The organism is Patulibacter sp., from assembly GCF_030655195.1.
Classification (GTDB): Bacteria; Actinomycetota; Thermoleophilia; order Solirubrobacterales; family Solirubrobacteraceae; genus Patulibacter.
Genome location: NZ_JAURWA010000018.1, coordinates 1 through 24,953, shown reverse-complemented (window position 1 = coordinate 24,953; position 24,953 = coordinate 1). Strand labels below are relative to the sequence as shown.

Genomic DNA, 24,953 nt, shown 5'->3' with positions numbered 1-24,953 from the left:
ACGGTCGACGCCGGCGCGGGACGCGGCCCGCGCGGCTGAGGCCGGTCGGCCGCGGCGATCGACGTGCCCCGCGAGGGGCCGCGGGGTCGCCGGGGCGCGGGGCTCAGCCCTCGACGCCCTCGGGGATCGTCGTGTGCAGCTCGGGGACGCGGGCCTCGTCGGCCTTCCGGCGCAGCTCCGTCGCGTGCGCGGCGGCCTGCTCGCTGCGCCGCTGGGCGTCGTCGGAGTCCTTGCGGGCGAGCACGGCGCGCTCGTCCATCTCGCGCGCCTCCTCGGCGGCGGAGGTCGCCGCCTGCTCGGCCTTGTCGGCGGCCGCCCGGGCCTCGCGGGCCGCACGGATGCGGGCGTCGCGCGCGTCGCCGGACTCGAGCTCGGCGTCGGCCGGGCCGTCGATGTCCACGCCGTAGAACTCCTTGACCGCGGCGAGCTCGGCGGGCGACAGCCGGTCGTCGTCGTCGTTCTGCGGGGCGCCGGAGATCTGGTCCTCGCGGAACGCGACGCGGACGAACGACCGCGTGACGGTCGACCCCTGCAGCGGGATCAGGTGGCGCTTGCGGCCCAGCAGCCCGCTCTTGACCGAGATCAGGACGGGCTCGGCACCGTCGACGCGGAACCAGACGTCCTCGAGCTTGCCCACCTTCTGCTCGGCCACGTCGACGACGTCCTGGCCCTTCCAGTCCTGGATGGCTTCGATCTCGCGCATGGTCGACCCGTACCCATCGCGGGCGCGCGCCACGACGGCGACGGACGGGTGTCCGCAGCCGCCGGCCGGGCTCAGACCTTCGCGACCTCGACGACGACCTCGCGGCCGTCGACCGTCACGGGCGCGCCCGTCGCCCCGTCGTAGGCCACGGACTCCGCGAGGACCTCGGCCGCGACGTACGCCTCGTGGGTGCGCACCGCGTCGAGCGCCGCCTCGTCGCCGGCGAGCCGCAGCGCGATCCGGTCGGTGACCTCGAAGCCCGCGTCCTGGCGGGCGACCTGCACCTGCCGCAGGACCGCGCGGGCGAGGCCCTCGGCGCGGAGCGCGTCGTCGACCTCGAGGTCGAGCGCCACGGCGTGCCGGCCCTCGCGCTCCAGGCCGTAGCCCTCGGGCGTCTCGAGCGACATCAGCAGGTCGTCCTCGCCGAGCTCGTGGTCGGTGCCCTGGACCTGGACGACGACGGGCTCGCCCGCCCGCAGCGCGGCGGCGACCCGCGAGCCGTCGAGCCCCTCGATCGCGGCGCGGACGTCCTTCATGCCCTTGCCGAAGCGCGGGCCGAGCGCCCGCAGGTTCGGCTTGAGCGCGACGCGGCCGAGCTCGTCCGCGTCGGCGACGAACTCGAGCGTCTTGACGTTCAGCTCGTCGGTGATCACGGCACCGAGGCGCTCGATCGCGGCGCGCTCGTCGCCGGTGGCGACGATGACCGCCTTGCGGAGCGGCTGGCGGACGTTCAGCCCCGACGCCGCGCGGGCCGCGAGGCCCAGGCGGACCGTCTCCCGCGCAGTGGCCATGTCGGCCTCGAGCGCCTCGTCACGCGCGGACACGTCGACCGCGGGCCAGTCCGCCAGGTGGACCGAGTCGTGCTCGCCGCCGAGCTGCACGTAGAGCTCGTCGGCGACGAACGGGGCCAGCGGCGCCAGCAGCGTCGCGACCCCGAGCAGGGCGTCGCGCAGCGTGGAGAGCGCGACCGGGTCGCCCGCCCAGAAGCGCCGGCGCGAGCGCCGGACGTACCAGTTGGAGAGCTCGTCGACGAAGGAGCCGATCGCCCGGCCTGCGGTCGTCACGTCGTAGGCGTCCAGGGCCTCCGTGGCGATCTGCGTCGTCGCCTGCAGGCGACTGGCGATCCAGCGATCCAGCTCGGTCGTCGTGCCCTCGACCGCCTCGTCGGCGTCCGCCGCGATCTGGGCGTACTGGGCGTAGAAGCTCGCGGTGTTCCACAGCGGCAGGAGGAACAGCCGCACGCCGTCGCGGACCGCCTCGTCGGAGTAGCGGTAGCCCTCCCACGGCTGCTTGCTCGTGAAGAAGTACCAGCGCAGCGCGTCGGCCCCGAAGCGGTCCAGCGCCTCGAACGGGTCGACGACGTTGCCCTTGGACTTGCTCATCTTCTGGCCGTTCTCGTCCAGGATGAGGCCCAGGCAGAGCACGTTCTTGTAGGGCGCCTCGTCGCGCAGCAGCACGCTCTCGGCCAGCAGCGAGTAGAACCAGCCGCGGGTCTGGTCGAGGCCCTCGCAGACGAAGTCGGCGATCCGGTGCTGCTCGTAGTGGGCGAGCCCGTCGGGGTCGTGCGGGGCGCCGTCCTGCGCGAAGGGCATCGCGCCGGAGTCCAGCCAGACGTCGAGGACCTCGGGGACGCGCCGGAACGTCAGGCCGTCCTCCTCGAACTCGACGTCGTCGACGTACGGGCGGTGCGGGTCGTCGAGCGTGACCCCGGAGCGCTCCGCCAGCTCGTCCAGCGAGCCGATCACGACGCGCCGCGGGAGCTCCTCGCCCTCGGGGACGGTCGTGGACTGCCAGACCGGCAGGGGCGTGCCCCAGTACCGCGAGCGGCTGATGGCCCAGTCGACGTTGCCGCGCAGCCACTCGCCGAACCGGCCCTCCTTGATGTGCTCGGGGTGCCAGGTGACCGTGTCGTTGGCCGCCAGGAGGTTGTCGCGGACCGCCGCCGTGGCGAGGTACCAGGACGGGCGGGCGTAGTAGATCAGCGGCGTGCCGCAGCGCCAGCAGTGCGGGTAGGAGTGCTCGTAGCGCTGCTTGCGGTGCAGCAGGCCGCGCTCGGCCAGCTCCGTGACCAGGTCGAGGTCGAGGTCCTTGACGAAGCGCCCGGCGTACTGCGGCGCGACCGAGGTGACGCGCTCGTCGTAGGTGCCGTCCTCGCCGACGGGGTTCAGCAGCGTCGTCGGGTCGCGGGCGTCGAACGCCGCGGCGTCGATGCCGGCCGGGAACGCGCCGGCGCCGGCGGCATCCTGGATCGCCACGAAGTCGTCCTGGCCGAACGCAGGGGCGAGGTGGACGACGCCGGTGCCCGAGTCGGTCGAGACGAAGTCGGCGGTGATGACCGCGCCGCGCCCGCCGTCGCGGCGGCCCTCCGCGACGAACGGCGCCTCGTAGACGACCCCCGCCAGGCGCTCGCCCGTGAACCCGCTGCCGAGGATCTCGGCGTCCTCGCCCAGGGCCGCCTCGACCAGGTCGCGCGCCACGACGACGACGTGCCCGACCCCGTCGCGGTCCGGCGCCTGGGCACGCACGTACTCGACGTCCGGGTTGACGGCCGCCGCGACGTTCGCCCACAGCGTCCACGGCGTGGTGGTCCAGACGACCAGGCTGTCGCCGTCCTGCAGCGGGCTGTCGGGACCGAGCCGGTCCGCGACGACCGGCAGGCGGACGTAGGCCGAGGTGTCCTTGATGTCCTGGTAGCCCTGCGCGACCTCGTGCGAGGACAGCGCGGTGCCGCAGCGGGTGCAGAACGGGACGACCTTGTTGCCCTGGTAGAGGCGGCCCTGCTCGTCCATCTCCTTCAGCGCCGACCACACGGACGACACGTAGCTCGCGTCCATCGTCCGGTAGGCGTCCTCGAGGTCGACCCAGAAGCCGACGCGGCGGGTCAGGCGGTCCCAGTCCTCGAGGAACGTGAAGACCGACTCGCGGCAGGCCGCGTTGAAGCGCTCGATCGACGCCCGCGTGTCGCCCGGGACGAGGTTCTCGATGTCGTGCTTGGAGTGCAGGCCCAGCTGCTTCTCGACCGCGATCTCGACCGGCAGGCCGTGGCAGTCCCAGCCGCCGCGGCGCTCGACCCGGTGGCCCCGCATCGTCTGGAAGCGCGGGAAGACGTCCTTGAAGACGCGACCGAGGACGTGGTGCACGCCGGGACGGCCGTTCGCGGTCGGCGGACCCTCCCAGAAGACCCACGGCTCGGCACCGTCGCGCTGCTCGAGGGACCGGGCGAAGACGTTCCGGGACGCCCACCGCTCGGCGACACGGGCCTCCAGCTCGGGGAACGACTGCCGTGGATCGATCACGGCGCGACTGGGCGGAGCGGACACCGACCAAGTGTAGGACGACCGCGCCCGCGGCCGATCGCCCCTGGGGACGGGCGATCCGTCGGCGTCGGCCCGGCCGGGACGCCGCGGTCGCGGGCACCCCGCCGACCCGGCTCCCGCCTACGCCCCGACCCAGCTCTCGATGAGCCGGCGGGCGATCGCGGAGCGCGGAGGCAGCAGCAGCCCGTCGCCCTCCGGCGGGTCGTCCCAGGAGTCGTCGAGCGCCGCCTCGCGGACCTCGTCGCGGGAGAACCAGCGGGCGTCCTGCAGCTCGTCGTCGGTGCCGCCGATCTCGCCCGAGAGGTACGGCACGATGAAGCCGAGCATGAGCGAGCAGGGGAACGGCCAGGGCTGGGAGCTGTGGTACTCGGGCGGTCCGACGAGGACGCCGACCTCCTCGAGGACCTCGCGCGCGACGGCCTCCTCCAGGCTCTCGCCGGGCGAGACGAACCCGGCCAGCGTCGAGTACCGGCGGGCCGGCCAGGCGCTCTGGCGGCCGAGCAGCACCCGGTCGCCCGCCTCGTCGGCGACGAGCATGATCACGACGGGGTCGGTGCGCGGGTGATGCCCGGTGCCGCAGACGTCGCAGGTCCGCGACATGCCGCCCTCGCCCGAGGTCGTGGCGCCGCCGCAGACGCCGCAGAACCGCGTCGCGCGGTGCCAGTTGAGGATGCCGGTGGCGTAGGCGACGAGGCCGCCCTCGGCCTGGGAGAGCGTCTGTGCACCCTCCCGCACGCCCAGGCGGGCGGAGGCCGTCGGCGCGGCCTCGCCGCGCATCCCGCCCGCCCCGACCAGCCGCGCGCGGACGCCGGGCGGCGGCGGGTCCTCGTCGATCGCGTAGACGGGCCCGTGCGCGTCGACGCCGAGCAGCACGAGGTCGTCCATCCGCCGGGCGCCCTCGACGACGTCGTCGAGCGGGACGAGGTCGAGCGCCGTGCCGGACACGCGCACGCCGGCGTCGCCGAGCACGAGCGCCCGGGCGCCGGGGTCGCGCCGCTGGGTGCGGAGCCATTCGGGGTCCCGCCGACGACGATCGGCGGCCCGATCGATCTCGGCGCCGGTGAGGGCGTTGGGCTCGAGCATGGGTCGACCCTAGTCGGCGGGGCGCGGGGGCTCCGCCTCGCGGCGCGTCGGCGCTCCCGGCCGACGGGGCGACCGCCCCCGGAACGACGTCGCCCGCGCCGGGAGCCGGCGCGGGCGAGGGACTGCGTGGCCCCCGGTCCGCCGCGCGGACCGGGGGGCCGAGGACCTACGGGGCCGGGACGATCCGGATGTAGGGCTTCGGCTCCTTCCAGCCGTCGGGGTACTTCTCCTTGGCGGCCTCCGCGTTGACGGAGCCGGCGATGATGACGTCCTCGCCCTGCTGCCACTGGGCGGGCGTGGCGACGGCGTGCTTGGCGGTGAGCTGCAGCGAGTCGATGACGCGCAGCACCTCGTCGAAGTTGCGGCCCGTGGTCATCGGGTAGATCAGGACGAGCTTGATCTTCTTGTCCGGGCCGATGACGAAGACGTTGCGCAGCGTGGCGTTCTGGGCCGGGGTGCGATCGGTCGGGTCGCCGGCGACGTCGGCCGGCAGCATGCCGTAGGCCTTCGCCACGTTGAAGTCGGTGTCCGAGATCAGCGGGAACGTCGGACGGGAGCCCTGCGTCTCCTCGATGTCGTCGAACCACTTCTCGTGGTTGTCGAGCGGGTCGACCGAGATCGCGATCGGCTTGACGCCGCGCTTCTCGAACTCGCCGTTGATCGCGGCCATGTAGCCGAGCTCGGTCGTGCAGACCGGCGTGAAGTCGCGCGGGTGCGAGAACAGGACGGCCCAGCTGTCCCCGATCCAGTCGTGGAAGCTGATCTTGCCGGCGGAGGTCTCGGCCTCGAAGTCCGGAGCGGTGTCGCCGATGGTGAGCGCCATGCTGGGGTCCCTTTCGTACGTGTCGTGCGCCGCAATGGGAGATTGCGGATCGGCTTTCACCCTAGCCGGTCGCGCGCGGGAGCTGCGTGAGGCGGGCGGATCCGACCGCCGAGCGTCCGGCGCTCGACGCTCGCCGAGCCTTTGCTACAGCGCTGTAACTTCGGACCGGCGGTTGCTACCGTCAGTAGGATGTACGACCACCTGCTGGCGCCGCTCGACCTCGGGCACGTCGTGCTGAAGAACCGCGTGCTGATGGGCTCGATGCACACCGGGCTCGAGGACCGCGGACGCGACGCCGGTCGCCTGGCGGCCTACTTCGCCGAGCGGGCCCGCGGCGGCGTCGGCCTGATGGTCACCGGCGGCTACGCCCCCAACCGCACGGGCTGGCTGTTCCCGACCGCCTCGGACCTGCGGTCCTCGCGCACGCTCGGGCGCCACCGGACCGTGACGGGCGCCGTCCACGCGGAGGGCGGCCGGATCGCCCTGCAGCTGCTGCACGCCGGCCGCTACGCCTACCACCCGCTGTCGCAGTCGGCCTCCGCGATCAAGGCGCCGATCAACCCCTTCCGCCCCCGGGCGATGCGCGCCGGGACCGTCCGCCGGACGATCGCCGACTTCGCCCGGTCCGCCGTCCTCGCGCAGGAGGCGGGGTACGACGGCGTCGAGGTGATGGGGTCGGAGGGCTACCTCGTCAACCAGTTCCTCGCGCCGCGGACCAACCGCCGCACCGACGCGTGGGGCGGGACGCCCGAGCGCCGGCGCCGCTTCGCCGTCGAGATCGTCCGGGCGGTCCGCGAGGCCGTCGGCCCGGACTTCGTGGTCGTCTACCGGATCTCGCTGCTGGACCTCGTCGAGGACGGCCAGACCTGGGAGGAGACCGTCGCGCTCGCCCGCGAGGTCCAGGCGGCCGGCGCCACGATCCTGAACACCGGCATCGGCTGGCACGAGTCGCGCGTTCCGACGATCGTCACCTCGGTCCCGCGTGGCGCGTTCACGTGGGCGACCGCCCGGCTGCGGCCGGAGGTGTCGATCCCCGTCGTCGCCTCCAACCGGATCAACGACCCCGACCAGGCCGAGGCGCTCCTGGCCGCCGGCGACGCCGACCTCGTGTCGATGGCGCGGCCGCTCCTGGCCGACCCCGAGTGGGTCGCCAAGGCGCAGGCCGGGCGGGCGGACGAGATCAACACCTGCATCGCCTGCAACCAGGCGTGCCTGGACCACACCTTCCGCAAGAAGACGGCCAGCTGCATGGTCAACCCGCGCGCCGCGCACGAGACGAAGCTCGTCGTCGCACCCGCCGCGATCGAGCGGCGCGTGGCGGTCGTCGGCGCGGGCCCCGCGGGCCTGGCCTGCGCCACGACCCTGGCCGAGCGCGGCCACGCCGTCGACCTGTTCGAGTCGGGCCCCGAGATCGGCGGGCAGTTCCTGCTCGCCGCGCGGGTGCCGGGCAAGGAGGAGTTCCGGGAGACCCTGCGGTACTACGACCGCCGCATCGCGCGGACCGGGGTGGCCCTGCACCTGGGGACCACCGCCGACCCCGCGCGCCTGGGCGGGTACGACGAGGTCGTCGTCGCCACCGGGGTCCGGCCCCGGGTGCCCGGCCTCGTCGGCGCGGACCACCCGAGCGTCCTCCCCTACGACGAGGTCCTGCGTGGTGCAGCCGTCGGGGACCGCGTCGCCGTCGTCGGCGCCGGGGGCATCGGCTTCGACGTCTGCACGTTCCTGCTGCACGACGCGTCCCCCACCCTCGACCCCGAGGCCTGGGCCGCCGAGTGGGGCGTCGGCGACCCGGCCACCGCGCGTGGCGGGGTCACCGCGGTCGCCGCCCCGCCCGCCCGGCGCGAGGTCCACCTGCTCCAGCGCAAGACGACGAAGCACGGCGCCGGCCTGGGCCGCACCTCGGGCTGGGTGCACCGCGCCGCCCTGCAGCACCACGACGTCCGGCTGCACGGCGGGGTCACCTACGAGCGCGTCGACGACGACGGCCTGCACCTCACGGTGCCCGACACCGACGCGCCCGACGGCCGGCGCGCGGAGCTGCTGCGGGTCGACACCGTCGTCCTCTGCACCGGACAGGACTCCCGTCGCGAGCTGCTCGCCCCGCTCGAGGCGGCCGGGGTCCGGGCCCACGTGATCGGTGGCGCCGACGTCGCGGCGGAGCTCGACGCCAAGCGGGCCATCCGTCAGGGCACGGAGCTGGCCGCGCGGCTCTGAGCGGACCGGGCCGCCCTGGCACGATGGTCGGCGTGCACGTCCTCGTCGTCTCGAACATGGCTCCCGACGCCGAGCACCCCGAACGGGGCGGGTTCGTCCGCGACCAGGTGGCCGCCCTGCGGCGCATCGACGGGCTCGAGGTCGCGTTCGACGAGTTCGCGCCGGGCGACTATCGGGCGGCGGCCGCCCGCCTGCACCACCGGCATCGCGGCCGGCGCTACGACGTGGTCCACTCCCACTTCGGCCTGACCGCGGTCCCCGCCCTGGTCGTCCGGGCGCGGCTGCGCGGCGTCACCCTGCACGGCCGCGACCTGCGGCACCGGACGACGAGGCCGGTGACCCTGGCGGTGCTGCCGTCGCAGCGCCTGATCGGCCTGGCCTCCCCGGACCTCGCGTCGATGGTGCCGGCGGTCCTGCGCCGACGCACGGCACCGTTGCCGGTCGGCCTGGAGCTCGGGCGGTTCGGACCGCTCCCGCGCGCCGACGCCCGCCGCGAGCTCGGCCTGGACCCGGACGAGCGGTTCCTCCTCTTCCCCTACGGACCGGACCGCCGCGTCAAGCGCGTCGACCGCGCCCGGGAGCTCGCCGAGGCCGCCGGACTGCCGCTGCGGACCCTCGGGGGTGCGCCTCCGGAGCGGATGCGCGCGTGGCTGAACGCCGCCACGGCCGTCGTGATCCCGTCCGAGCACGAGGGGTTCGGGCTCGCCGCCGTCGAGGCGCTGGCCTGCGACGTCCCCGTCCTGGCCACCCGGACGGGCGCGCACGCGGAGACCGTCGGTGCGGTCGACGGATGCCTCTGCGCCGAGTGGGACCTGCCGCGCTGGCTGCGGGCGCTGCGGCCGCACCTCGAGGAGGAGGACCCGCGCGTGGCCGGCCGGACCGTGGCCGAGCGCCACGGGACCGACGCCTACGCCGCGCTGCTCGCCGCGGCGTGGCGCAGGACCCTGGGCTGATCGGTCGCGGCGCCGGGCAGCGCCGCGACGTCAGACGTGCGAGGGGAGGTCGACGAGCTGCGCGGGCGCGCGCTCGGCGGCCACGGGCGGAACGTCAGGGGCCGCCGGGGCGGCCGGGGCGGCGGGCACCGCGTGCGAGGCCGACGGGACCGCGACCTCGTGGGTCCGAGGAGCGACGGGTCCCGCAGCGGGGGCGGCGGGCATCGGGGCGTCGACCGCGGGGTCGGGCCCACCGGGTCGGGCCACGGGAGGACGCTCGCCCGGACGCTTCACGTGGTCGACGAGGGGCGCGGGCGTCGCCCGACGGGGCGTCGTGGCGACCGGCGCGCCGGGGACGGCGACCGCCGGAGCCGGGGCGGACGGGCGTGGGACCGGCGGCAGCGGCGGGGGCTGGAGCTCGGCCGTCGGGCGGAGGTGGCCCGCCAGGACCTCCGGCGGATCGAACCGGCGCGGGTCGGTCGACGCCGTCGTCCTCGGGGCGGGCGGGGCGGACCCGGCCGACGGCTGCGGGGCGGGCGGCAGGTGCGTGCGCATGTGGGACCCGTCCGGGGTCCCGGTGATCTGGGCGACGAAGGCGTCGAGCGTCCGCTGGGTCTTCGCGAGCTGGGTCCGGACCCGCTCGAGGGCCACGAGGGCCGCACGGAGGCGCTCGGCCTCGTCGCGGGCGTCGTCGGCGGGTCCACGGACGAGTCCGCTCGGCGGGCGGGCGTCTCGTGCGGTGGTCGGGGTCGGCTTCGTCGTCATGCTCTTGCGTGTCCTCGGGGGACGGCGCGGACCGTCGTCGGGGGCGTGCACGGCGGGGGACAGGCCGGCGTCGCTCGTCCGAGGCTCTCGGCCTCGACAGGCGGGCGCTGCCCGTTGCTGATGATGCCATTCCTTCACCCGCGTAGCCGGATCCGAAACCCTCCTGTGCGGGATTCCACGGAGACCCGGGCAGGCGTCCGGTCCGGGTCTGTCCGATCGCCCCGCGGACGGCGTCCGCTTGCCTTCGGAATCCCCCGGTTGCGCCCGAACGCAGATTCCAACGGACACCGCCTGGACCGCCGCGGCGGACGGGGCGGACGACGCCGGACGTTCCTTCCGGCTCCGCCGCGGGGCGTCCGGGACCGTCCGGACGCCCGCGACGCCGCGGAGGCTCAGCGGCCCCGGCGCGGCTCCTCGGCGAGGGGCACCGTGAGGACGGGGACGTCGGCGTGCGAGGCCACGTGGTGCGAGACGCTGCCGGCCAGGGCGGAGCGGACGCCGGTCAGGCCCCGGGTGCCCATGACGATGAGCCGGGGGCGCAGGTCCTCCGCGCGCTCGACGATGGTCTGCCAGAGCGGGCCGCTGCCGCTCCGGGCCGACCCGGTGGCCTCGAACCCGGCGGCGCGGGCGCGGGCGACCCCGGCCTCCGCGGTCTCGGCCGCCAGGGCGCGCTCGCGCTCGAGCAGCACGCCGGTGTCGTCGTAGGCGATGGCGTAGACGGCCGAGCGCGCCGCGGCGCTCGAGACGGGCTCCCAGGCGTGGACGACCTCGGCGGGGCCGCCGCCCAGGAGGGCTCCGGCGACGTCGATGGCGTGGTCGGCGTTGGCCGAGCCGTCGTAGGCGATGAGGACGACGCCCGAGGGGGCGGTGCTGTCGGGAGCGGTCATGTGGGACCTCCGTTGCTGCGGTGGCGGTCGGCGGCGCACGATCGGGGGCGGGGCCGGCCGGGGATCAGGACTCGCGTCCTGTCTGTGGGGCCCGGACCTGCCGGGCCCCGACGCGGGACACGGTCCCGCGTTCGTTCCCTACACTACCGGAATGGAGATTCCGCCCCCGGGTCCCGGCACGCCGCCGGAGGACGTCGCCGTCGCTTGGAACGATCTCGACGGCGCCGGCAAGCGCGCCCGCGCCCTCGAGGTCGCGGGGGAGCTGTTCGCCCGCGAGGGCCTCGACGCGTCGATGCCGTCGCTGGCCGAGGCGATCGGCGTGGGCGTCGGCAGCATCTACCGGCAGATCGGGCGCAAGGAGGACGTCATCGCGGCGCTCGTCGCGCACCGGATCGAGCGGGTGGCGGAGCAGTTCGAGGCAGCGGCGGACGGCCCGGACCCGTGGCTCGCGCTCCGCGACGTGACCCACGCGGTGGTCGCCGAGGCCCTGGAGGATCACGTCACCCACGAGGCCTGGGCGATCAGCCTGGAGCACCCGGAGGTGCGGGCCGTCCGCCCCCGGGCCTCGGCCGCGCTGGAGGCCCTCGTCGAGCGCGCCCGCGTCCACGGGTCGCTCCGGCCCGACGCCGGGGCGCAGGACCTGCGGCTCGCGTTCCGGGCCGCGAAGGAGGTGGAGGCCCTCGGCGAGGGGGGTGCCCACCGGCTCGCCGACCTGGTGCTGCGCGGCATGGCGGCCGACGGCGGCGCGTAGCCCACGAGGACGAGAGGACCCACCGTGATGCACCAGCCCACCACCCCCGGTCGCGACGCGTCGCCGCGCCTGCAGGACCACGCGCAGGAGCGCCGGACCTTCCGGCTCGACGTGCCGGACGTCTACAACCCGGTGATCGCCATCGTCGAGTCCTGGGCCGCGGAGGACCCGGAGGCCCTCGCGGTCCTCTCGCTCGGCCCGACCGGCGAGGTGACGGCGGAGCAGAGCGCGGCGGACCTCGCCCGCGACGCCCGCCGCGCCGCGCGCGTCCTCCTGGACCTGGGCGTCGGTCCGGGCGACCGCGTCTTCGTCATGCTGCCGCGGATCGCGGAGTGGTACGCCGTGGTGCTCGGGGCGATGCGGATCGGCGCGGTGCCGATGCCCGGACCGAACCTGCTGACCCCGAAGGACATCGCCTACCGGCTGGAGCAGGCCGGCGCCGTCGCGGCCGTGACGGACGCCGCGGGCCTCGCGAAGATCGACGCGATCGACGCGCCGCTCCCGGCCCTGCGCGTGCGGCTGCTGGTGCGCCCGGACGCCTCGGGCGAGGCCGACGGGACGGCTGCGGACGACAACCCGGGCGCGGTCGGCGGCACCGACGTGGTCGGCGGGACGGACCGCCCCGCCGGCGAGGACCCCGCGCACTGGCACGACCTGGCGGACCTCGTCGCCGCCACGGCCCCGGACGGCGGCGCGCTGCCGGAGGCGCCGACCCGCCGGGACGATCCGCTGCTGACGTACTTCACGAGCGGCACCGTGTCGCACCCCAAGATGGTCACCCACTCCCAGGAGTACGGCCTGGCGCACGTGCCGACCGCCCGCTTCTGGCACGACCTGCGGTCGGGCGACCGGCACTGGACGGTCACCGACACCGGGTGGGCGAAGGCCGCCTGGGGCGGGCTCTTCGGGCAGCTGCACGAGCGCGCGACCATCGTCCAGGTCGCCCTCGGCCGGCCGGACGCGGACACGATCCTGCGCATCCTCGCCGAGCACCGCATCACCTCGTTCTGCGCGCCCCCGACCCTCTACCGCACGCTCGTCCAGGCCGATCTGGGCGCCTACGACCTGTCGGCGCTGCGGCACTGCACCAGCGCCGGCGAACCGCTGAACCCCGAGGTCATCAAGGTGTGGGCCCGGGGGACGGGCGGCCTGACGGTCTACGACGCCTACGGCCAGACGGAGACGTCGGTGCTGGTGGCCAACTACCGCGCCGTGCCGGTCCGGCCCGGCTCGATGGGCCTGCCGGTGCCCGGCTGGGACGTCGAGGTGCTCGACGACGAGGACCGCCGCGCGCCCGACGGCGAGGTCGGCAACATCGCCGTGCGCACCGACGGCGACCGGCGCCCCGTCGGCCTGTTCCACGGGTACGACGGCAACCCGGAGGCGACGGCCGAGCGGTTCCGGGGCGGGTGGTACTTCACGGGCGACAAGGCCGCCCGCGACGCCGAGGGCTACCTCTGGTTCGAGGGCCGCGACGACGACGTGATCACGTCGTCCGCCTACCGGATCGGACCGTTCGAGGTCGAGTCCGCGCTCGTCGAGCACGACGCCGTGGTCGAGGCCGCCGTCGTCGGCAAGGACGACCCGGAACGGACCCAGATCGTCACGGCGTTCGTGATCCTGGCCGCCGGCGTCGAGGCCTCCGACGCGCTCGCCCGGGAGCTGCAGGACCACGTCAAGGGCCTGACGGCGCCGTACAAGTACCCCCGCGAGATCCACTTCGTGACGGAGCTGCCCAAGACCGTCAGCGGCAAGATCCGCCGGACGGAGCTGCGCGACCGCCTGCGCGCGCAGGGCTGAGGACCGTCGCCGTCGTCCGCGGATGCCCGCGCGCGACGGCCCGCGGTGCGGCCTCCGCGCCGGACGCCCGGGCCGACCGGACGTCCGCCCCCGGGCGGACGTCCCGGCCGTCGGTCAGGCGGCGGGCTGCGGGGTCCGCTTCGCGCCGGACGGCGGGGCGGCGTCGTCGAGCACGTCGTACTCGTCGTAGATCGCGTTGATGACGCGACGGTCCAGGACGATCGCCGTGAAGACGAGGACGACGCCGGAGAGCAGCGCGATCATCACCATCGGCTGCACGATCCCCTGGGCGAAGAACGAGCCCTCCAGGCCCGTCACCGTCGAGAGGTCCGACGAGATGCCGGGCCCGAGGTCCAGCGCGTTGCCGATGCCCGAGAGCGCCCAGCGCGCCAGGGTGATGTCCGAGAGCGCCTTGATCGGGGCGATCATCTGCGACGGCGGGATCAGCGCGCCGGCGAGCAGCAGCTGCGGGATGACGACGAGGGGAAGCACCGTCGTGGCCTGGCCCGCGTTCTGGACGAGCACGGAGACGAGCAGCCCGATCGCGACCGCGCCCCAGGCCGCGACGATCGACACCGCCAGGACGCCGCCGTAGTCCATGATCGTGCCGTCCGGGGGCTGCAGCGCCGCGACCGGCAGGATCAGCAGGAACGTCTGGAACGCCACGAGCGGGAAGATCACCGCGCACTTCGACAGCAGGTACGCGTCGAGGCGGACGCCGACGGCGGCCTCGCGCAGCAGCGCGCCCCGCTCCCGGGCGATCTCGCGGCAGGCGGCGATGAGGCCGAGCCAGACCGCGCCGATGACGATCATGAACGCGAGCAGCACGCCGTAGAACGGGCCGAGCACCGCGTTGCTGAGGATGTTGCTCGGGACGGTCAGCCCGATCGCGATCCCGATGATCGGCGCCTGGCCGATCATCAGCGTCAACGACCGCGCGTCCCGCCGCATGCAGAGGGCGTAGCGCGACGAGAGCGTCTTGATCTGCGCCGTCATCGGCGGGGCGGAACGCCGGCGCGCCGAGACGTTGTTGGAGGTCTGGGCCGGGGCGTCCGCCGCGTCGTAGTTGCGGACGGGCACGACGTCGGTCGAGTCGTCCGAGCTCTCGACCATCGCGTAGACCTCGTCGATGGTCGTGGCGCCGAAGTGCCGGAGGGTCTCGTCGTGCGAGCCGACGAAGGCGATCCGGCCCCCGGACGCCATCACGACGATGCGGTCGACGAGCCGCAGGCTGCCGGTGGCGTGGGTGGTGACGAGGACCGCACGACCGCGGTCGGCGAGCTCCCGCAGCAGCACCATCAGCCGGCGCTCGAGGCCGGGGTCCAGGCCGGAGGTCGGCTCGTCGAGCACGACGACCGAGGGCTCGCCGACGAGCTCGGTGCCGACCGCCACGCGACGCCGCTCACCGTCGGAGAGCGACCGCACCTGGGCGTCGCCGCGGTGGGTCATGTGCAGCTCCTCGAGGACCGCCTCGACGCGCGTCTCGCGGTCGCGGACCGGCACGTCGTAGGCCCGCAGGGCGGCGGCGTAGCGCAGCGCCTCGCGGACGGTCAGCTGTGGGTGCACCAGGTCGCCGGTGGGCACGTAGCCGACGGAGTCCGTGGCGTAGTCGATCGGCTCGCCGTCGACCGTGACCGTGCCGGCGCTCGGCGCGTTGACGCCCGCCAGCACCCGCAGGAGCGTCGACTTGCCCGCACCGGAGGCGCCGATGATCGCGCAGAGCTCGCCCGGCCGGACGTCGATGTCGACGCTGCGCACGAGCGTCGCGCCGCCCGCCTGGACGCGGATGCCGCGCCCAGAGAGGCCGCCCCGCCTCGGGGTCGCCGGACCGGCCTCGGTGTCGTTCTGGCTGAGGGGCGAGGACATCAGTGTGATCCTCGCACGGTCCGTCGTCCCCGTGCCCCGGGCGAGGGGCCCGGGGAGCGGCGCGGCACTCAGTCGTCCCCGGTCTTGATCGCGTCCTTGGAGACCTCGGTCGGGACCGTCGGGTTGGCGATCTCGCCGATGCGGTCGATCAGCTTGATCCACTGGCCCGGCTCGAGCAGCTGCGTGACCTGCTTGCCCAGGGCGGCGCCCTGGCCGACCTCGGGCCGGAACCCGACGTGGATGTGGTCGTCGTGGTCGGGCAGCGCGAGGATGCTCGCCGCGCCGCCGAAGTCCTTCGGCGTCATCAGCGAGATGATCTGGTGCGGCGCCATCGCACCCTGCAGCTGCAGGATCTGGCGGATCGTCGAGTCGGTGATCGAGCCCGGGCCCTGCTCGCCGCGGTTGATCACGATGCCGTTGACCGACGCGATGTCCACGGCGTTGCCGGTCGAGTGCTCGGACACGTTGCCCGACTTCGACAGGCGGCTGTGGCCGGAGCGCAGCGACGAGATCGTCAGCCGCAGACCGGACGCCGTCAGGTACTCCATGAGCGCCAGGACGCGCCGGTCGATGGCGCCGGCGGCGATGTCGCGGCGGCCCTCCTCGTAGATCCCGAGGTTGCGGTTCTGCAGCACCCGCGTCTGCAGCTGCTCCTTCGACATCAGGAGCACCTGGCCGGCGGTCGCCACCCCGTCGCCGAACAGCGGGTTGCTGCCCTTCGCGCGGTACACGGCGGTGGACTCGAGGAGCTTCCAGCCGTCGAGGATCGGCTTGGGGTCGACCCGGGGCGAGCCCTTGCCGGCCGGCTTGACCTCGAACTGCAGGTGCGGCGTCGTCCGCGGGTTCGTCCGGCCGAGGCGACCGACCACGGTGCCGGCCATGACCTTCGCGCCCTTCTTCAGGCGCCGGAGGTCGACGTCGTCCTTGTCCCACCCGTTCAGCGACACCTTCGAGGTGCCCTGCTCGAGCTGCTGGTCGGCCAGCTGCTCGGCGCCGCCGTTCTTCCGCGCCATCTTCCGGGCCGGGTTGGCGAACAGCGGCTCGACCGCACCGTTGATCCGGCCGGTCGTCTCGTCGATGCCCGACGTCGCGGTGTCGGCCAGGCCGCCCGCGGCGTCGGCGACGAGCTGCTCCGGCGCGGACTGCGACCCGGCGGACGCCGGGGCGTCCGGGACCGGGTCCTTCGCCTTGGCGAGCCGCTCCAGGCGCCGGGCCTCGGCCTTCTCGGCCGCCTTCATCGCGCCCTTCTTCGGCACGGGGTAGAACTCCGCGACCGTCTTCAGGTTGCCGTACGTGTAGGTGTTGCCGTACACGTCGCGCAGCTGCACGAAGCGCCCCAGGCGCGGGTTCCTCCCGACCTTGACGATCCGGCCGTCCTGCACCGCGACCGCCGCGGCACCCGGGCGGGAGAAGATGTTCGTCTCCTTGCGGGAGGTGCTGTCGACGGCCTTGGCCGCGTTCTTGCCCTTCTTCGCGCGGACCCGCAGCTTCTTGTTGCTGTCGTCGCCGGCGTACCGCGCCTTCGCGGAGACGGGGAAGACGCCCTGCGTCAGACCCGTCAGCGACCCGACGAGGTCCGGCGGCAGCCCGCCGATCAGGCGTGCGCGCAGCAGGACGGAGTCGACGTACCAGTCGGCGTGGTTGTAGGCGAAGATCGCCTTCTTGATCGACTTCTCCGCACCGGCGGCCTTGAGGTACCGGGCGGCGGCGAAGATCGCGTCGACCGGGTTGTACGGGTCGGCCTGCTTGTCGCCGTTGGCGTCGACGCCGTAGCCCTTCCAGGTGGCGGGCATGAACTGCATCCAGCCCTGCGCGCCGGCCGAGGACACGTTGAGGTTGCGGCCGTAGTCCGTCTCGATCTCGTTGATCGCGGCGAGGATCTCCCACGGCACCCCGTACTGCGCGCCGGCGGCCTGGTAGATCGGCAGCAGGAACGGCGGGATGCGGAACTTGTCGATGAAGAAGTTCGGCACGCCGCGCGGGGCGGCGCCGGGGATCGACTCCGAGAACGTCGGGTCGGCCGGCGTCGGCGCGCCGCCGGCGTCGGTCATCGTCGTGCCGTCCGGGCCGGTGGAGGCCCCACCGGAGGCCTCCGACGCGTCGGCCGCGTCGCCCTGCGCGTCCGGCTTCTCGCTCTTCCCGGACTTCTCGGACTTCTTCTTCTTCTCCGAGGAGGTGCCGTTGGCCCAGCCCTCGGCCTTCTCGACCTTGCGGCGCTGCTTCTTCTGCTTCTTGGCCTCGGCGGGCGTGGCCGGCGCGGCCTCCGTCGTGGTCGGGGGCGCCGGGGTCGCCTCGGTCGTCGGTGCGGCCGGGGCCGCGGGGGTGGCCGGCGTCGGGGTGGTCGCGGGACCGGGACCCGTGACGCGCACGACGAGCCCGCCCAGGTCCGGGAGCGGGATCTGGTCGATCGGCGTGCCTGGGGGCACGTCGACGTTGATCTGCAGCACGGTGCCGCCCGCGAGGGTGACCGTCAGGGTCCTCGACTCGGCTGACGCGGAGCCGGCCGCGCCGAACCCGGCCGCGACCACCCCCGCGGTCGACAGGCCCACTGCGATCTTCGTCTTGCGGCTCACGTGTTGCTCTCCAAGGCTTCCTGGTCCGTGGACCGTCGTCCGACCTACCACTCCGACAGGCGTCTGTCGACGGGCGGGTCATGATGACGGTCACGACGCTCCGACCCCACCGGTTCCCCGCTCGCCGCCGGAACCGGCCGACGCTCGCGAGACCGCTGCGGGCCATGCTCTCGGGGCACCGTACGGGATCGTGGTCACACATAGCAACCACCCGCAAGGGTCGTTGCTCTCCCCCGAAAGGGCTAGGTCGGATGCCTAGGCCCCACCGCGGGGTCGACCGTCGGACGTCTTGACCGGACAGGGAGCCCGATCGGCCCCGTCCTCGCGTCCCACCGACCCCGGCCCGGCCGTACCCGGCGGTGGGACGCCGCCCCATCGGCCCGCGTCGCGTCCGTGGGCGCCGCCGCCGGTGGCGTGGTCGGCCGCTCCTCCGGGCCTGGGCGGGCGAGGCCCCGCGGGTCCCGTCACGACGGCGGCTCCCCCTGATCGCCGGCACGCGGGTGCCCGCTGACCCGAACGGGGTGGTCGGTGCCGCGCTGCCTCGGAGCGGTACCCCCTGGGGGTATGCGACACTCGAGGGACGACGACGCTCAGGACTACCCTGACCGCAGGAGCTCCCGTGCCGCACGACCCCCGCAGAACCCGATGAACGTCCCCGCCCGGCTCACCGGCTTCGCGGTCCTGCTCGCCGTCGTGTTCGGCGGGTCCGTCCTGGCCGGGGCGGCGATCGACCCGACCGACGACGCTCCCGGCGGAGCGGCGCACGCCCCCGCGCACGACCGCGACCGGGCCCCGGCGGGCCACGGCGGCGGCGACGAGGCAGACCATCCTGCCGGGGTGCGGCGATGAGCGCGACGGAGACGCCCGCGGGCGAGCGCGTCGAGCTGGGCCTCACGGGGATGACCTGCGCCGCCTGCGCCAACCGGATCGAGCGGAAGCTGAACCGGCTCGACGGCGTGCAGGCCACCGTCAACTACGCGACGGAGAAGGCGTCGGTCACCTACGACGCCGCCGTCGTCGGGGCCGACGACCTGGTCGGGGCGGTCGAGGCCGCGGGGTACGGCGCCCGCCTGCCCGAGGCCGCGGCGGCCGCGGGCGACGGGGCGGTCGACCCCCGCGACGCGCACCTGCGCGACCTGCGACTGCGCCTGACCGGCGCCGCGGTCCTCTCGGTGCCGCTGCTGCTGATCTCGATGATCCCGGCGCTCCAGTTCGAGAACTGGCAGTGGCTGGCGCTGCAGCTGGCCACCCCGGTGGTGCTCTGGGCCGGCTGGCCGTTCCACCGCGCCGCGTGGCAGAACCTCCGTCACGGCTCGGCCTCGATGGACACGCTGATCTCCGTCGGCACCCTGGCCGCGTGGGGGTGGAGCGTCGTCGCGCTGTTCCTGCTCGACGCCGGGCAGCCCGGCATGAAGATGCCGCTCGAGCTCGTGCTGGACCGCGACGCGTCGAGCTCGCACGTCTACCTCGAGACGGCGGGCGTCGTGACGACGCTGATCCTGGCGGGCCGGTACTTCGAGGCCCGCGCCAAGCGCCGCGCCGGGGCGGCGCTCGGCGCGCTGCTCGAGCTGGGCGCCAAGGACGTGGCGGTGCTGGGCGCCGACGGCACGGAGCGCCGCGTCCCGATCGAGCGCCTGGCGCCCGGGGACCGCTTCGTCGTCCGGCCGGGCGAGAAGGTCGCCACCGACGGCGTCGTCGAGGAGGGCGTCTCGGCGGTCGACCAGTCGCTGCTCACCGGCGAGTCGGTGCCCGTCGAGAAGCGTCCGGGCGACCCCGTCGCCGGTGCCGTGCTGAACGCGGGCGGGCGGCTCGTCGTGCGGGCCACGAGGGTCGGGGCCGACACCGCGCTCGCGCAGATCGGCCGGCTCGTCGAGGACGCGCAGACCGGCAAGGCGCCGGTGCAGCGGCTCGCCGACCGCGTCTCGGGCGTCTTCGTCCCGGTCGTCATCGTGCTGGCGGTCGCGACGCTCGGCTTCTGGCTCGGCGACGGCTCGGGCGCGACGTTCGCGTTCTCGACCGCCGTGGCGACGCTGATCATCGCCTGCCCCTGCGCCCTCGGGCTGGCCACGCCCACCGCGCTCCTGGTCGGCACCGGGCGGGGCGCCCAGATGGGGGTCCTGATCAAGGGCCCCGAGGTCCTCGAGTCCACCCGCCGGGTCGACACGATCGTGCTCGACAAGACCGGCACCGTGACGACGGGCCGCATGACGCTCGTCGACGTCGCGGTCGACGGGGCCGACGAGGAGCTCGCGCTGCGTCTCGCCGGGGCCCTGGAGGACGCGTCGGAGCACCCGATCGCCCGCGCGATCGCGGCCGGCGCACGGGAGCGGGCCGGCGCGCTGCCCGGGGTCGTCGGCTTCCGGTCCCTCGACGGCCTCGGGGTCGCGGGCACCGTCGACGGGCACGCCGTCGTCGTCGGGCGCCCCGAGCTCCTGACGGACCACGACCTCCCCGTCCCCGCGTCGCTGACCGAGGCGCTGGACGCCGCCCGGGCGCTCGGGCGCACCGCGGTCGTGGCCGGCTGGGACGGCCGGGCCCGGGCCGTCCTCGTGGTCGCCGACGCGGTCAAGCCGACCAGCGCCGATGCGATCGCGCGCCTGAAGGACCTCGGCCTGCGGCCCGTGCTGCTCACGGGCGACCACGAGGCCACGGCGCGCGCGGTCGCCGCCGAGGTCGGCATCGACGAGGTGATCAGCGGCGTCCTGCCGGCCGGCAAGGCCGACGTCGTGGCGCGCCTGCAGGCCGAGGGCCGCGTCGTGGCGATGGTGGGCGACGGGGTCAACGACGCGCCGGCGCTCGCCCTCGCCGACCTGGGACTGGCGATCGGGACGGGCACCGACGTCGCGATCGAGGCGTCGGACCTGACGCTCGTCTCGGGCGACCTGCGCGCCGCCGCGGACGCGATCCGCCTGGCCCGGCGCACCCTGCGGACCATCAAGGTCAACCTCTTCTGGGCCTTCGCCTACAACGTCGTGCTGATCCCGGTGGCGATGCTCGGGCTGCTGAACCCGCTGCTGGCCGGCGCCGCGATGGCGCTCTCGAGCGTCTTCGTCGTGAGCAACTCCCTGCGGCTGCGGAGCTTCCGGGCGGACCGACCGGGGACGGGCGGCGCGCCGGCGGCCTAGCGACGCGCCCGGTCGGGCGGACCCGGCGCTCGGCGTGGTGCCGGCGGGCGGGAACGCGCCGCCGGCGGGACGGTGCCGCGGGCGGCCCTGCGGCGTCCGGGTCAGATCGCCTCGATCGCCTGCGGTCTCGTGCTGTCCCAGGCCGCCGGGCGACCGCCGGGCCAGTAGCCCGAGGCCAGCACGCCGACGCTGCCGATCCACCCCACGAGGAGCGCGTCGCCGCTGCCGGCGAGCAGCACGAGGCACACGCCGGCGGCCACGCCCCAGTAGCCGAGGAAGCGCGTCAGCAGGCCGACGCGCATCGCGGCGATCGCCAGGAACGCGACCCAGAACGCCATCGGGACCCGCAGCAGCACGCCGCCGATGTCGGCGACCGCCAGGCCGGCCGAGTCGTCGACCAGCTGCTTGGCCCGCTCGGCCGTCTGCGCGCCGTCGCCGGTCAGGGTGCTCGCGACGTCCGCGGAGGCGACGAAGCCGACGACGAGCATCACGCAGAGCACGATCGGTGCCGCCCACGTCAGGGCCGGGAGCCACGGCTGCACCGTGCGGGCGTCGCGGGTGCGGACCAGGCGGATCACGTAGAGGCCGACCACGATCATCAGCAGCAGGCTGAGGGCGCGGAGGACCGTCGAGACCGCCATCAGCCCGACGTGGTCGTGGAAGTCGACGAGGGCCTGCAGGCGGTCGTCGTCCTCGCCGCCGGACCCCGTCGGGGAGGACGACAGCCCGGAGCCCGCGGACCCCGCGTTGCCGACGACCACGGAGGCGACGGTCGCCACGAGGCTGCCGAGCCCGGCCGCCGCGGCCCACCGACCCGCCCGCCGCTCCTCCGCCAGCACCGCCGCATCGCTCTTGCGCTTCGCCATGCGCGCAGTCTCTCCGTTCCGCGATCGGACGGGGTGTCGCATTCCGACTCCCGGGGAGGGGACGTCCTCGGGACCACCGCACCCGCGGGACGTCGGGTCCCCGGCGCCACGGGAGCTCCGGTGCGGGTCGGCACGACTACGATCCGCCCTGCTCCGGGCCCAGCGCCCGGACGCGAGGGGACGCCGCCGGCCGCCGGGGCGCTCCCCGGACCGAACCGACGTGGAGGACGAGATGAGCAGCGACACCGTGGCGATCCTGGGTGGGACGGGGAACCTGGGCTTCGGCCTGGCCGTCCGCCTCGCCAAGGCCGGGGTGCCGATCGTGATCGGGTCGCGGGACGCGGGCCGGGCGCAGGAGGCCGCCGAGCGCGCCCTGGAGGTCGTCCCCGGTGCCGACGTCCGCGGCGACGAGAACGCCGCCGCAGCCGCGGCCGCCGGCCGGATCGTCGCCATCACGGTCCCGTTCGCGTCGTCGGCGAGCACCGTCAAGAGCGTGGCCGAGGCGCTCCGCGAGGATCAGATCGTCCTCGACGTCACCGTGCCGCTGGGGCCCGCCGTCGGCGGCAAGCCGACCCAGCTGATCGGCGTGTGGCAGGGCTCCGCGGCGCAGCAGACGCAGTCGCTCGTGCCCAAGGGCGTCCGCGTCGTCTCCGCCCTGCACACCATCGACGGCGCGTCGCTGACGGACCTCGACGCGTCCCTCGACCAGGACACCCTCGTCTGCGGCGACCGCAAGGCCGACAAGGAGCCCGTCATCGAGCTGATCTCGAAGATCGGCTCGGGGCTGCGTCCCGTCGACGCCGGTCGCCTCGAGATGTCCCGCATCGCCGAGGGTCTCACGCCGCTCCTGATCGGCATGAACATCCGCTTCAAGGCCCACTCCGGCATCCGGATCACCGGGATCTGAGGCCGCGGCCGCGGCCGCGCTCAGCGCCCCTTCCACACGGGGTCGCGCTTCTCCTTGAACGCCGCGACCCCCTCCTGGATGTCCTCCGTCGAGAACGCCAGGGCCAGCTGCGAGCGCAGGTAGTCCCAGGCGTCCTCCAGCGTCATGTCCCCCTGGCGCCAGATCGCGTCCTTGCCCATCCGCATCAGCAGCGGCGACTTGACCGCGAGCTGCGCGGCCAGGGCGTCCGTGGCGGCGTCGAGCTCGTCGTGGGGGACGACGCGGTTGACCACGCCGATCCGCCTCGCCTCGTCCGCGTCGAACCGCTCGCCGAGCAGCATCAGCTCCGTCGCCGTCTTGCGCGGCAGGTTGCGGTAGAGCAGCGCGCCGATCATGAACGGGAAGACGCCGACGTTGATCTCCGGGGTGCCGAAGACCGCGGCGTCCGAGGCGATCACCAGGTCGCAGGCCAGCGTCAGGCCGAACGCCCCGGCCAGGCAGTGGCCGCCCACCTTCGCGACGACCGGCTTGCCGAGGGTCCCGATCAGCGTGAACAGCTCGGGCCACAGGAGGATCCCGCGGTGCTTCGTCGTCAGCGGGACCTCGCTCGCGAAGCCCGCCAGGTCCCCACCCGCGCTGAACGTCCTGGGGTGCGTCGACGCGAGCACGACGACGCGGACCTCCTCGTCCTCCTGCGCCGCCCGGAACGCGCCGATGATCGACCGGAGCAGGTCGTCCGACAGCGCGTTGCGGGTCTCGGGCCGGTCCAGGGCGATCGTCGCGACGCCGTCGGCGGTCCCGTAGCGGACACCGTCGAACGAGGGGGTGGGGCTCATGCGGGGCATCGTCCCAGGCCCCGCGCGCGCCGACCGGCCGGGACGGGGTACGCCGCCGTCCGGCCCGTCGCCGGGGCGGCCCCGGCCGACGGCCGCCCGCGACCCGCCGGGCCCCGACGAGCGGCTACCCGCCACGCCGCGAGCGCCGAACTGGCATCCTCGGAAGATGCTCTCGACGCTGCTTGCGCACCCCACGGTCCTCGCGCTCGCCGGACGCGGTTCGAGCGGCTTCTCCGGCGGCCGGTCCAGCGGCGGCGGCGGATTCGGCGGCGGGGGCGGTGGTCGCGGGGGCGGCGGCATCTTCTTCATCCCGTTCGGCGGGGCCGGCGTCCTGCTGTTCATGGTCCTGATCGCGGTCGTCCTGCTCGTGGTCGTGCCGTTCCTCGCCAAGCAGTTCGAGAACGGTGCGGCGGCCTCCAAGCGCCGGGCGACCGCCAAGGACCGCGAGGCCCGCGAGTCCACCGTCGTCACCGCGGCGATGGAGGCCGCGATGGAGGACTCGGCGTTCGACCCCGACGACGTCCGCGCCGCGGCGGCCGGGCTCGTCGTGGACACCCAGGAGGCCTGGGACACCCGCGACCGCGACCGCCTGGCCCACCTCGTCGGGCCCGACCTGCTGCGCGAGTGGACCCGCCGCCTCGACGACTTCGACCGTCGCGGCTGGCACGCCCACGCCGGCGTGACCGCGGCGCCCAAGGTCCAGATCGTGGGCCTGACCAACCGCGAGGGCGAGGACGACGACCAGGTCGTCGTGCACGTCCGTGCCAAGGCGCAGAGCTGGGTCGAGACCCGCCGCGGCGAGACGCTCTACGAGGACGGCGCCACCGGCCCCGACGTGGAGCTCTCGCAGTACTGGACCCTCGGCCGCCGCGACGGCCGCTGGATCCTCGTGTCGATCGAGGAGGAGGGCGAGGGCGACCACAACCTGAGCGCGCCGGTCGTCGCCCGTCCCGACAGCGACCCGTCCCTGGCGGACCGCACCCGCACGGAGATGGCCACGGCCGACGCCGCCGGCGAGGCCGTCGCGCTCGCCGAGGTCGTCCCGGCCGACATGACCGAGGACGCCCGCGCCGTCGCCCTGGACCTCGCGCTCGTCGACGACCGCTTCAGCCCCGACGTCCTGCAGATCGCCGTCCGCAACGCCGTCAGCGCGTGGACCACGGCCATCGACGGCAGCGACGCCGCCCTCGAGCGCCTCGCGACCCCGCAGGCGGTCCAGGCCCTGCTCTACGGCGGCGACGACCGCATCCGCACCGTCGTCCGCGGGGCGCGGATCGAGGAGGTCGTGATCGACCGCGTCGACGGCTCGACCGCCCCGCCGAAGATCTCCGTCGTCATCCGCCACCGCGCCCGCTGGTACCGCGAGGACCGCGACACGCAGGCCGTCGTCGAGGGGTCGCGCACGAAGGAGACCCAGCGGGCCGAGCGCTGGACGTTCCGCCTGGACGACGACGCCGAGCGGCCCTGGCTGCTCGTCGGCGCCGACGGCTGAGGTCGGCGCGGCGGGCCGGCGCGGTGCCGCCCGC

Annotated in this window: 18 protein-coding genes; 8 read left to right on the top strand and 10 right to left on the bottom strand. The window is 74.8% G+C overall.

All coding sequences use genetic code 11. The features are described from left to right. Positions 1-103 precede the first annotated feature (103 nt). From Q7T67_RS01955 to Q7T67_RS01940, 4 genes are all read right to left on the bottom strand, one after another. Positions 104-703, bottom strand: coding sequence for a PRC-barrel domain-containing protein (locus Q7T67_RS01955; RefSeq protein ID WP_304785648.1), 600 nt, complete (start codon positions 701-703; stop codon positions 104-106). Positions 704-774: 71 nt separating this feature from the next. Continuing rightward, entirely contained in the window at positions 775-4,023 is a 3,249-nt protein-coding gene (gene ileS, locus Q7T67_RS01950; RefSeq protein ID WP_304785647.1) for an isoleucine--tRNA ligase, read from the bottom strand. Between the two features lie 117 nt (positions 4,024-4,140). Beyond that, a complete protein-coding gene (nudC, locus tag Q7T67_RS01945) occupies positions 4,141-5,103 on the bottom strand; it encodes an NAD(+) diphosphatase (protein ID WP_304785646.1) in 963 nt (320 codons plus the stop codon). A gap of 166 nt (positions 5,104-5,269) precedes the next feature. Beyond that, entirely contained in the window at positions 5,270-5,926 is a 657-nt protein-coding gene (locus Q7T67_RS01940; protein ID WP_304785645.1) for a peroxiredoxin, read from the bottom strand. Positions 5,927-6,115: 189 nt separating this feature from the next. Between Q7T67_RS01940 and Q7T67_RS01935 the strand changes: the two genes are divergently transcribed. After that, a complete protein-coding gene (locus tag Q7T67_RS01935; RefSeq protein ID WP_304785644.1) occupies positions 6,116-8,140 on the top strand; it encodes an NADPH-dependent 2,4-dienoyl-CoA reductase in 2,025 nt (674 codons plus the stop codon). Between the two features lie 32 nt (positions 8,141-8,172). Continuing rightward, positions 8,173-9,093, top strand: coding sequence for a glycosyltransferase (locus Q7T67_RS01930; RefSeq protein WP_304785643.1), 921 nt, complete (start codon positions 8,173-8,175; stop codon positions 9,091-9,093). Positions 9,094-9,123: 30 nt separating this feature from the next. Here Q7T67_RS01930 and Q7T67_RS01925 read toward each other — a convergent pair whose 3' ends face one another. Together Q7T67_RS01925 and Q7T67_RS01920 are read right to left on the bottom strand one after the other, a co-directional pair. Beyond that, on the bottom strand, positions 9,124-9,837 hold the full coding sequence (locus tag Q7T67_RS01925) for a hypothetical protein (protein WP_304785642.1): 714 nt from the start codon (positions 9,835-9,837) through the stop codon (positions 9,124-9,126). A 392-nt stretch (positions 9,838-10,229) separates the two neighbouring features. Then, positions 10,230-10,724 carry a universal stress protein gene (locus tag Q7T67_RS01920; RefSeq protein ID WP_304785641.1) on the bottom strand — a complete coding sequence of 165 codons (495 nt, stop codon included), beginning with the start codon at positions 10,722-10,724 and terminating at the stop codon, positions 10,230-10,232. Between the two features lie 151 nt (positions 10,725-10,875). Here Q7T67_RS01920 and Q7T67_RS01915 point away from each other — a divergent pair, with 151 nt between their 5' ends. Together Q7T67_RS01915 and Q7T67_RS01910 are read left to right on the top strand one after the other, a co-directional pair. Then, positions 10,876-11,475: a TetR/AcrR family transcriptional regulator gene (locus tag Q7T67_RS01915; protein ID WP_304785640.1), complete on the top strand. Its 600-nt coding sequence runs from the start codon at positions 10,876-10,878 to the stop codon at positions 11,473-11,475. Positions 11,476-11,502: 27 nt separating this feature from the next. Next, the gene (locus tag Q7T67_RS01910; protein ID WP_304785639.1) at positions 11,503-13,275 is read left to right on the top strand and encodes an acyl-CoA synthetase; all 1,773 of its coding nucleotides are present in this window, start codon (positions 11,503-11,505) and stop codon (positions 13,273-13,275) included. 114 nt (positions 13,276-13,389) lie between these two features. Here the strand turns inward: Q7T67_RS01910 and Q7T67_RS01905 are convergent, their stop codons facing one another. Beyond that, positions 13,390-15,141 carry an ATP-binding cassette domain-containing protein gene (locus tag Q7T67_RS01905; protein ID WP_304785638.1) on the bottom strand — a complete coding sequence of 584 codons (1,752 nt, stop codon included), beginning with the start codon at positions 15,139-15,141 and terminating at the stop codon, positions 13,390-13,392. A gap of 68 nt (positions 15,142-15,209) precedes the next feature. Beyond that, positions 15,210-17,714: a lytic murein transglycosylase gene (locus Q7T67_RS01900; protein WP_304785637.1), complete on the bottom strand. Its 2,505-nt coding sequence runs from the start codon at positions 17,712-17,714 to the stop codon at positions 15,210-15,212. A gap of 645 nt (positions 17,715-18,359) precedes the next feature. Between Q7T67_RS01900 and Q7T67_RS01895 the strand changes: the two genes are divergently transcribed. Then, on the top strand, positions 18,360-18,563 hold the full coding sequence (locus Q7T67_RS01895; RefSeq protein ID WP_304785636.1) for a hypothetical protein: 204 nt from the start codon (positions 18,360-18,362) through the stop codon (positions 18,561-18,563). Further along, positions 18,560-20,839, top strand: a complete 2,280-nt coding sequence (locus Q7T67_RS01890) for a cation-translocating P-type ATPase (RefSeq protein ID WP_304785635.1) — start codon at positions 18,560-18,562, stop codon at positions 20,837-20,839. Before Q7T67_RS01895 ends, Q7T67_RS01890 begins: the two co-directional genes overlap by 4 nt. Positions 20,840-20,940: 101 nt before the next feature. Here the strand turns inward: Q7T67_RS01890 and Q7T67_RS01885 are convergent, their stop codons facing one another. Beyond that, entirely contained in the window at positions 20,941-21,705 is a 765-nt protein-coding gene (locus Q7T67_RS01885; RefSeq protein WP_304785634.1) for a DUF4386 family protein, read from the bottom strand. A 232-nt stretch (positions 21,706-21,937) separates the two neighbouring features. Here Q7T67_RS01885 and npdG point away from each other — a divergent pair, with 232 nt between their 5' ends. Continuing rightward, positions 21,938-22,612, top strand: a complete 675-nt coding sequence (gene npdG, locus Q7T67_RS01880; RefSeq protein ID WP_304785633.1) for an NADPH-dependent F420 reductase — start codon at positions 21,938-21,940, stop codon at positions 22,610-22,612. A 20-nt stretch (positions 22,613-22,632) separates the two neighbouring features. Here npdG and Q7T67_RS01875 read toward each other — a convergent pair whose 3' ends face one another. Beyond that, complete coding sequence (locus Q7T67_RS01875; protein WP_304785632.1) at positions 22,633-23,427, bottom strand: enoyl-CoA hydratase/isomerase family protein; 795 nt, start codon at positions 23,425-23,427, stop codon at positions 22,633-22,635. 166 nt (positions 23,428-23,593) lie between these two features. Between Q7T67_RS01875 and Q7T67_RS01870 the strand changes: the two genes are divergently transcribed. Continuing rightward, positions 23,594-24,919, top strand: a complete 1,326-nt coding sequence (locus Q7T67_RS01870) for a TIM44-like domain-containing protein (RefSeq protein WP_304785631.1) — start codon at positions 23,594-23,596, stop codon at positions 24,917-24,919. Positions 24,920-24,953 lie beyond the last annotated feature (34 nt).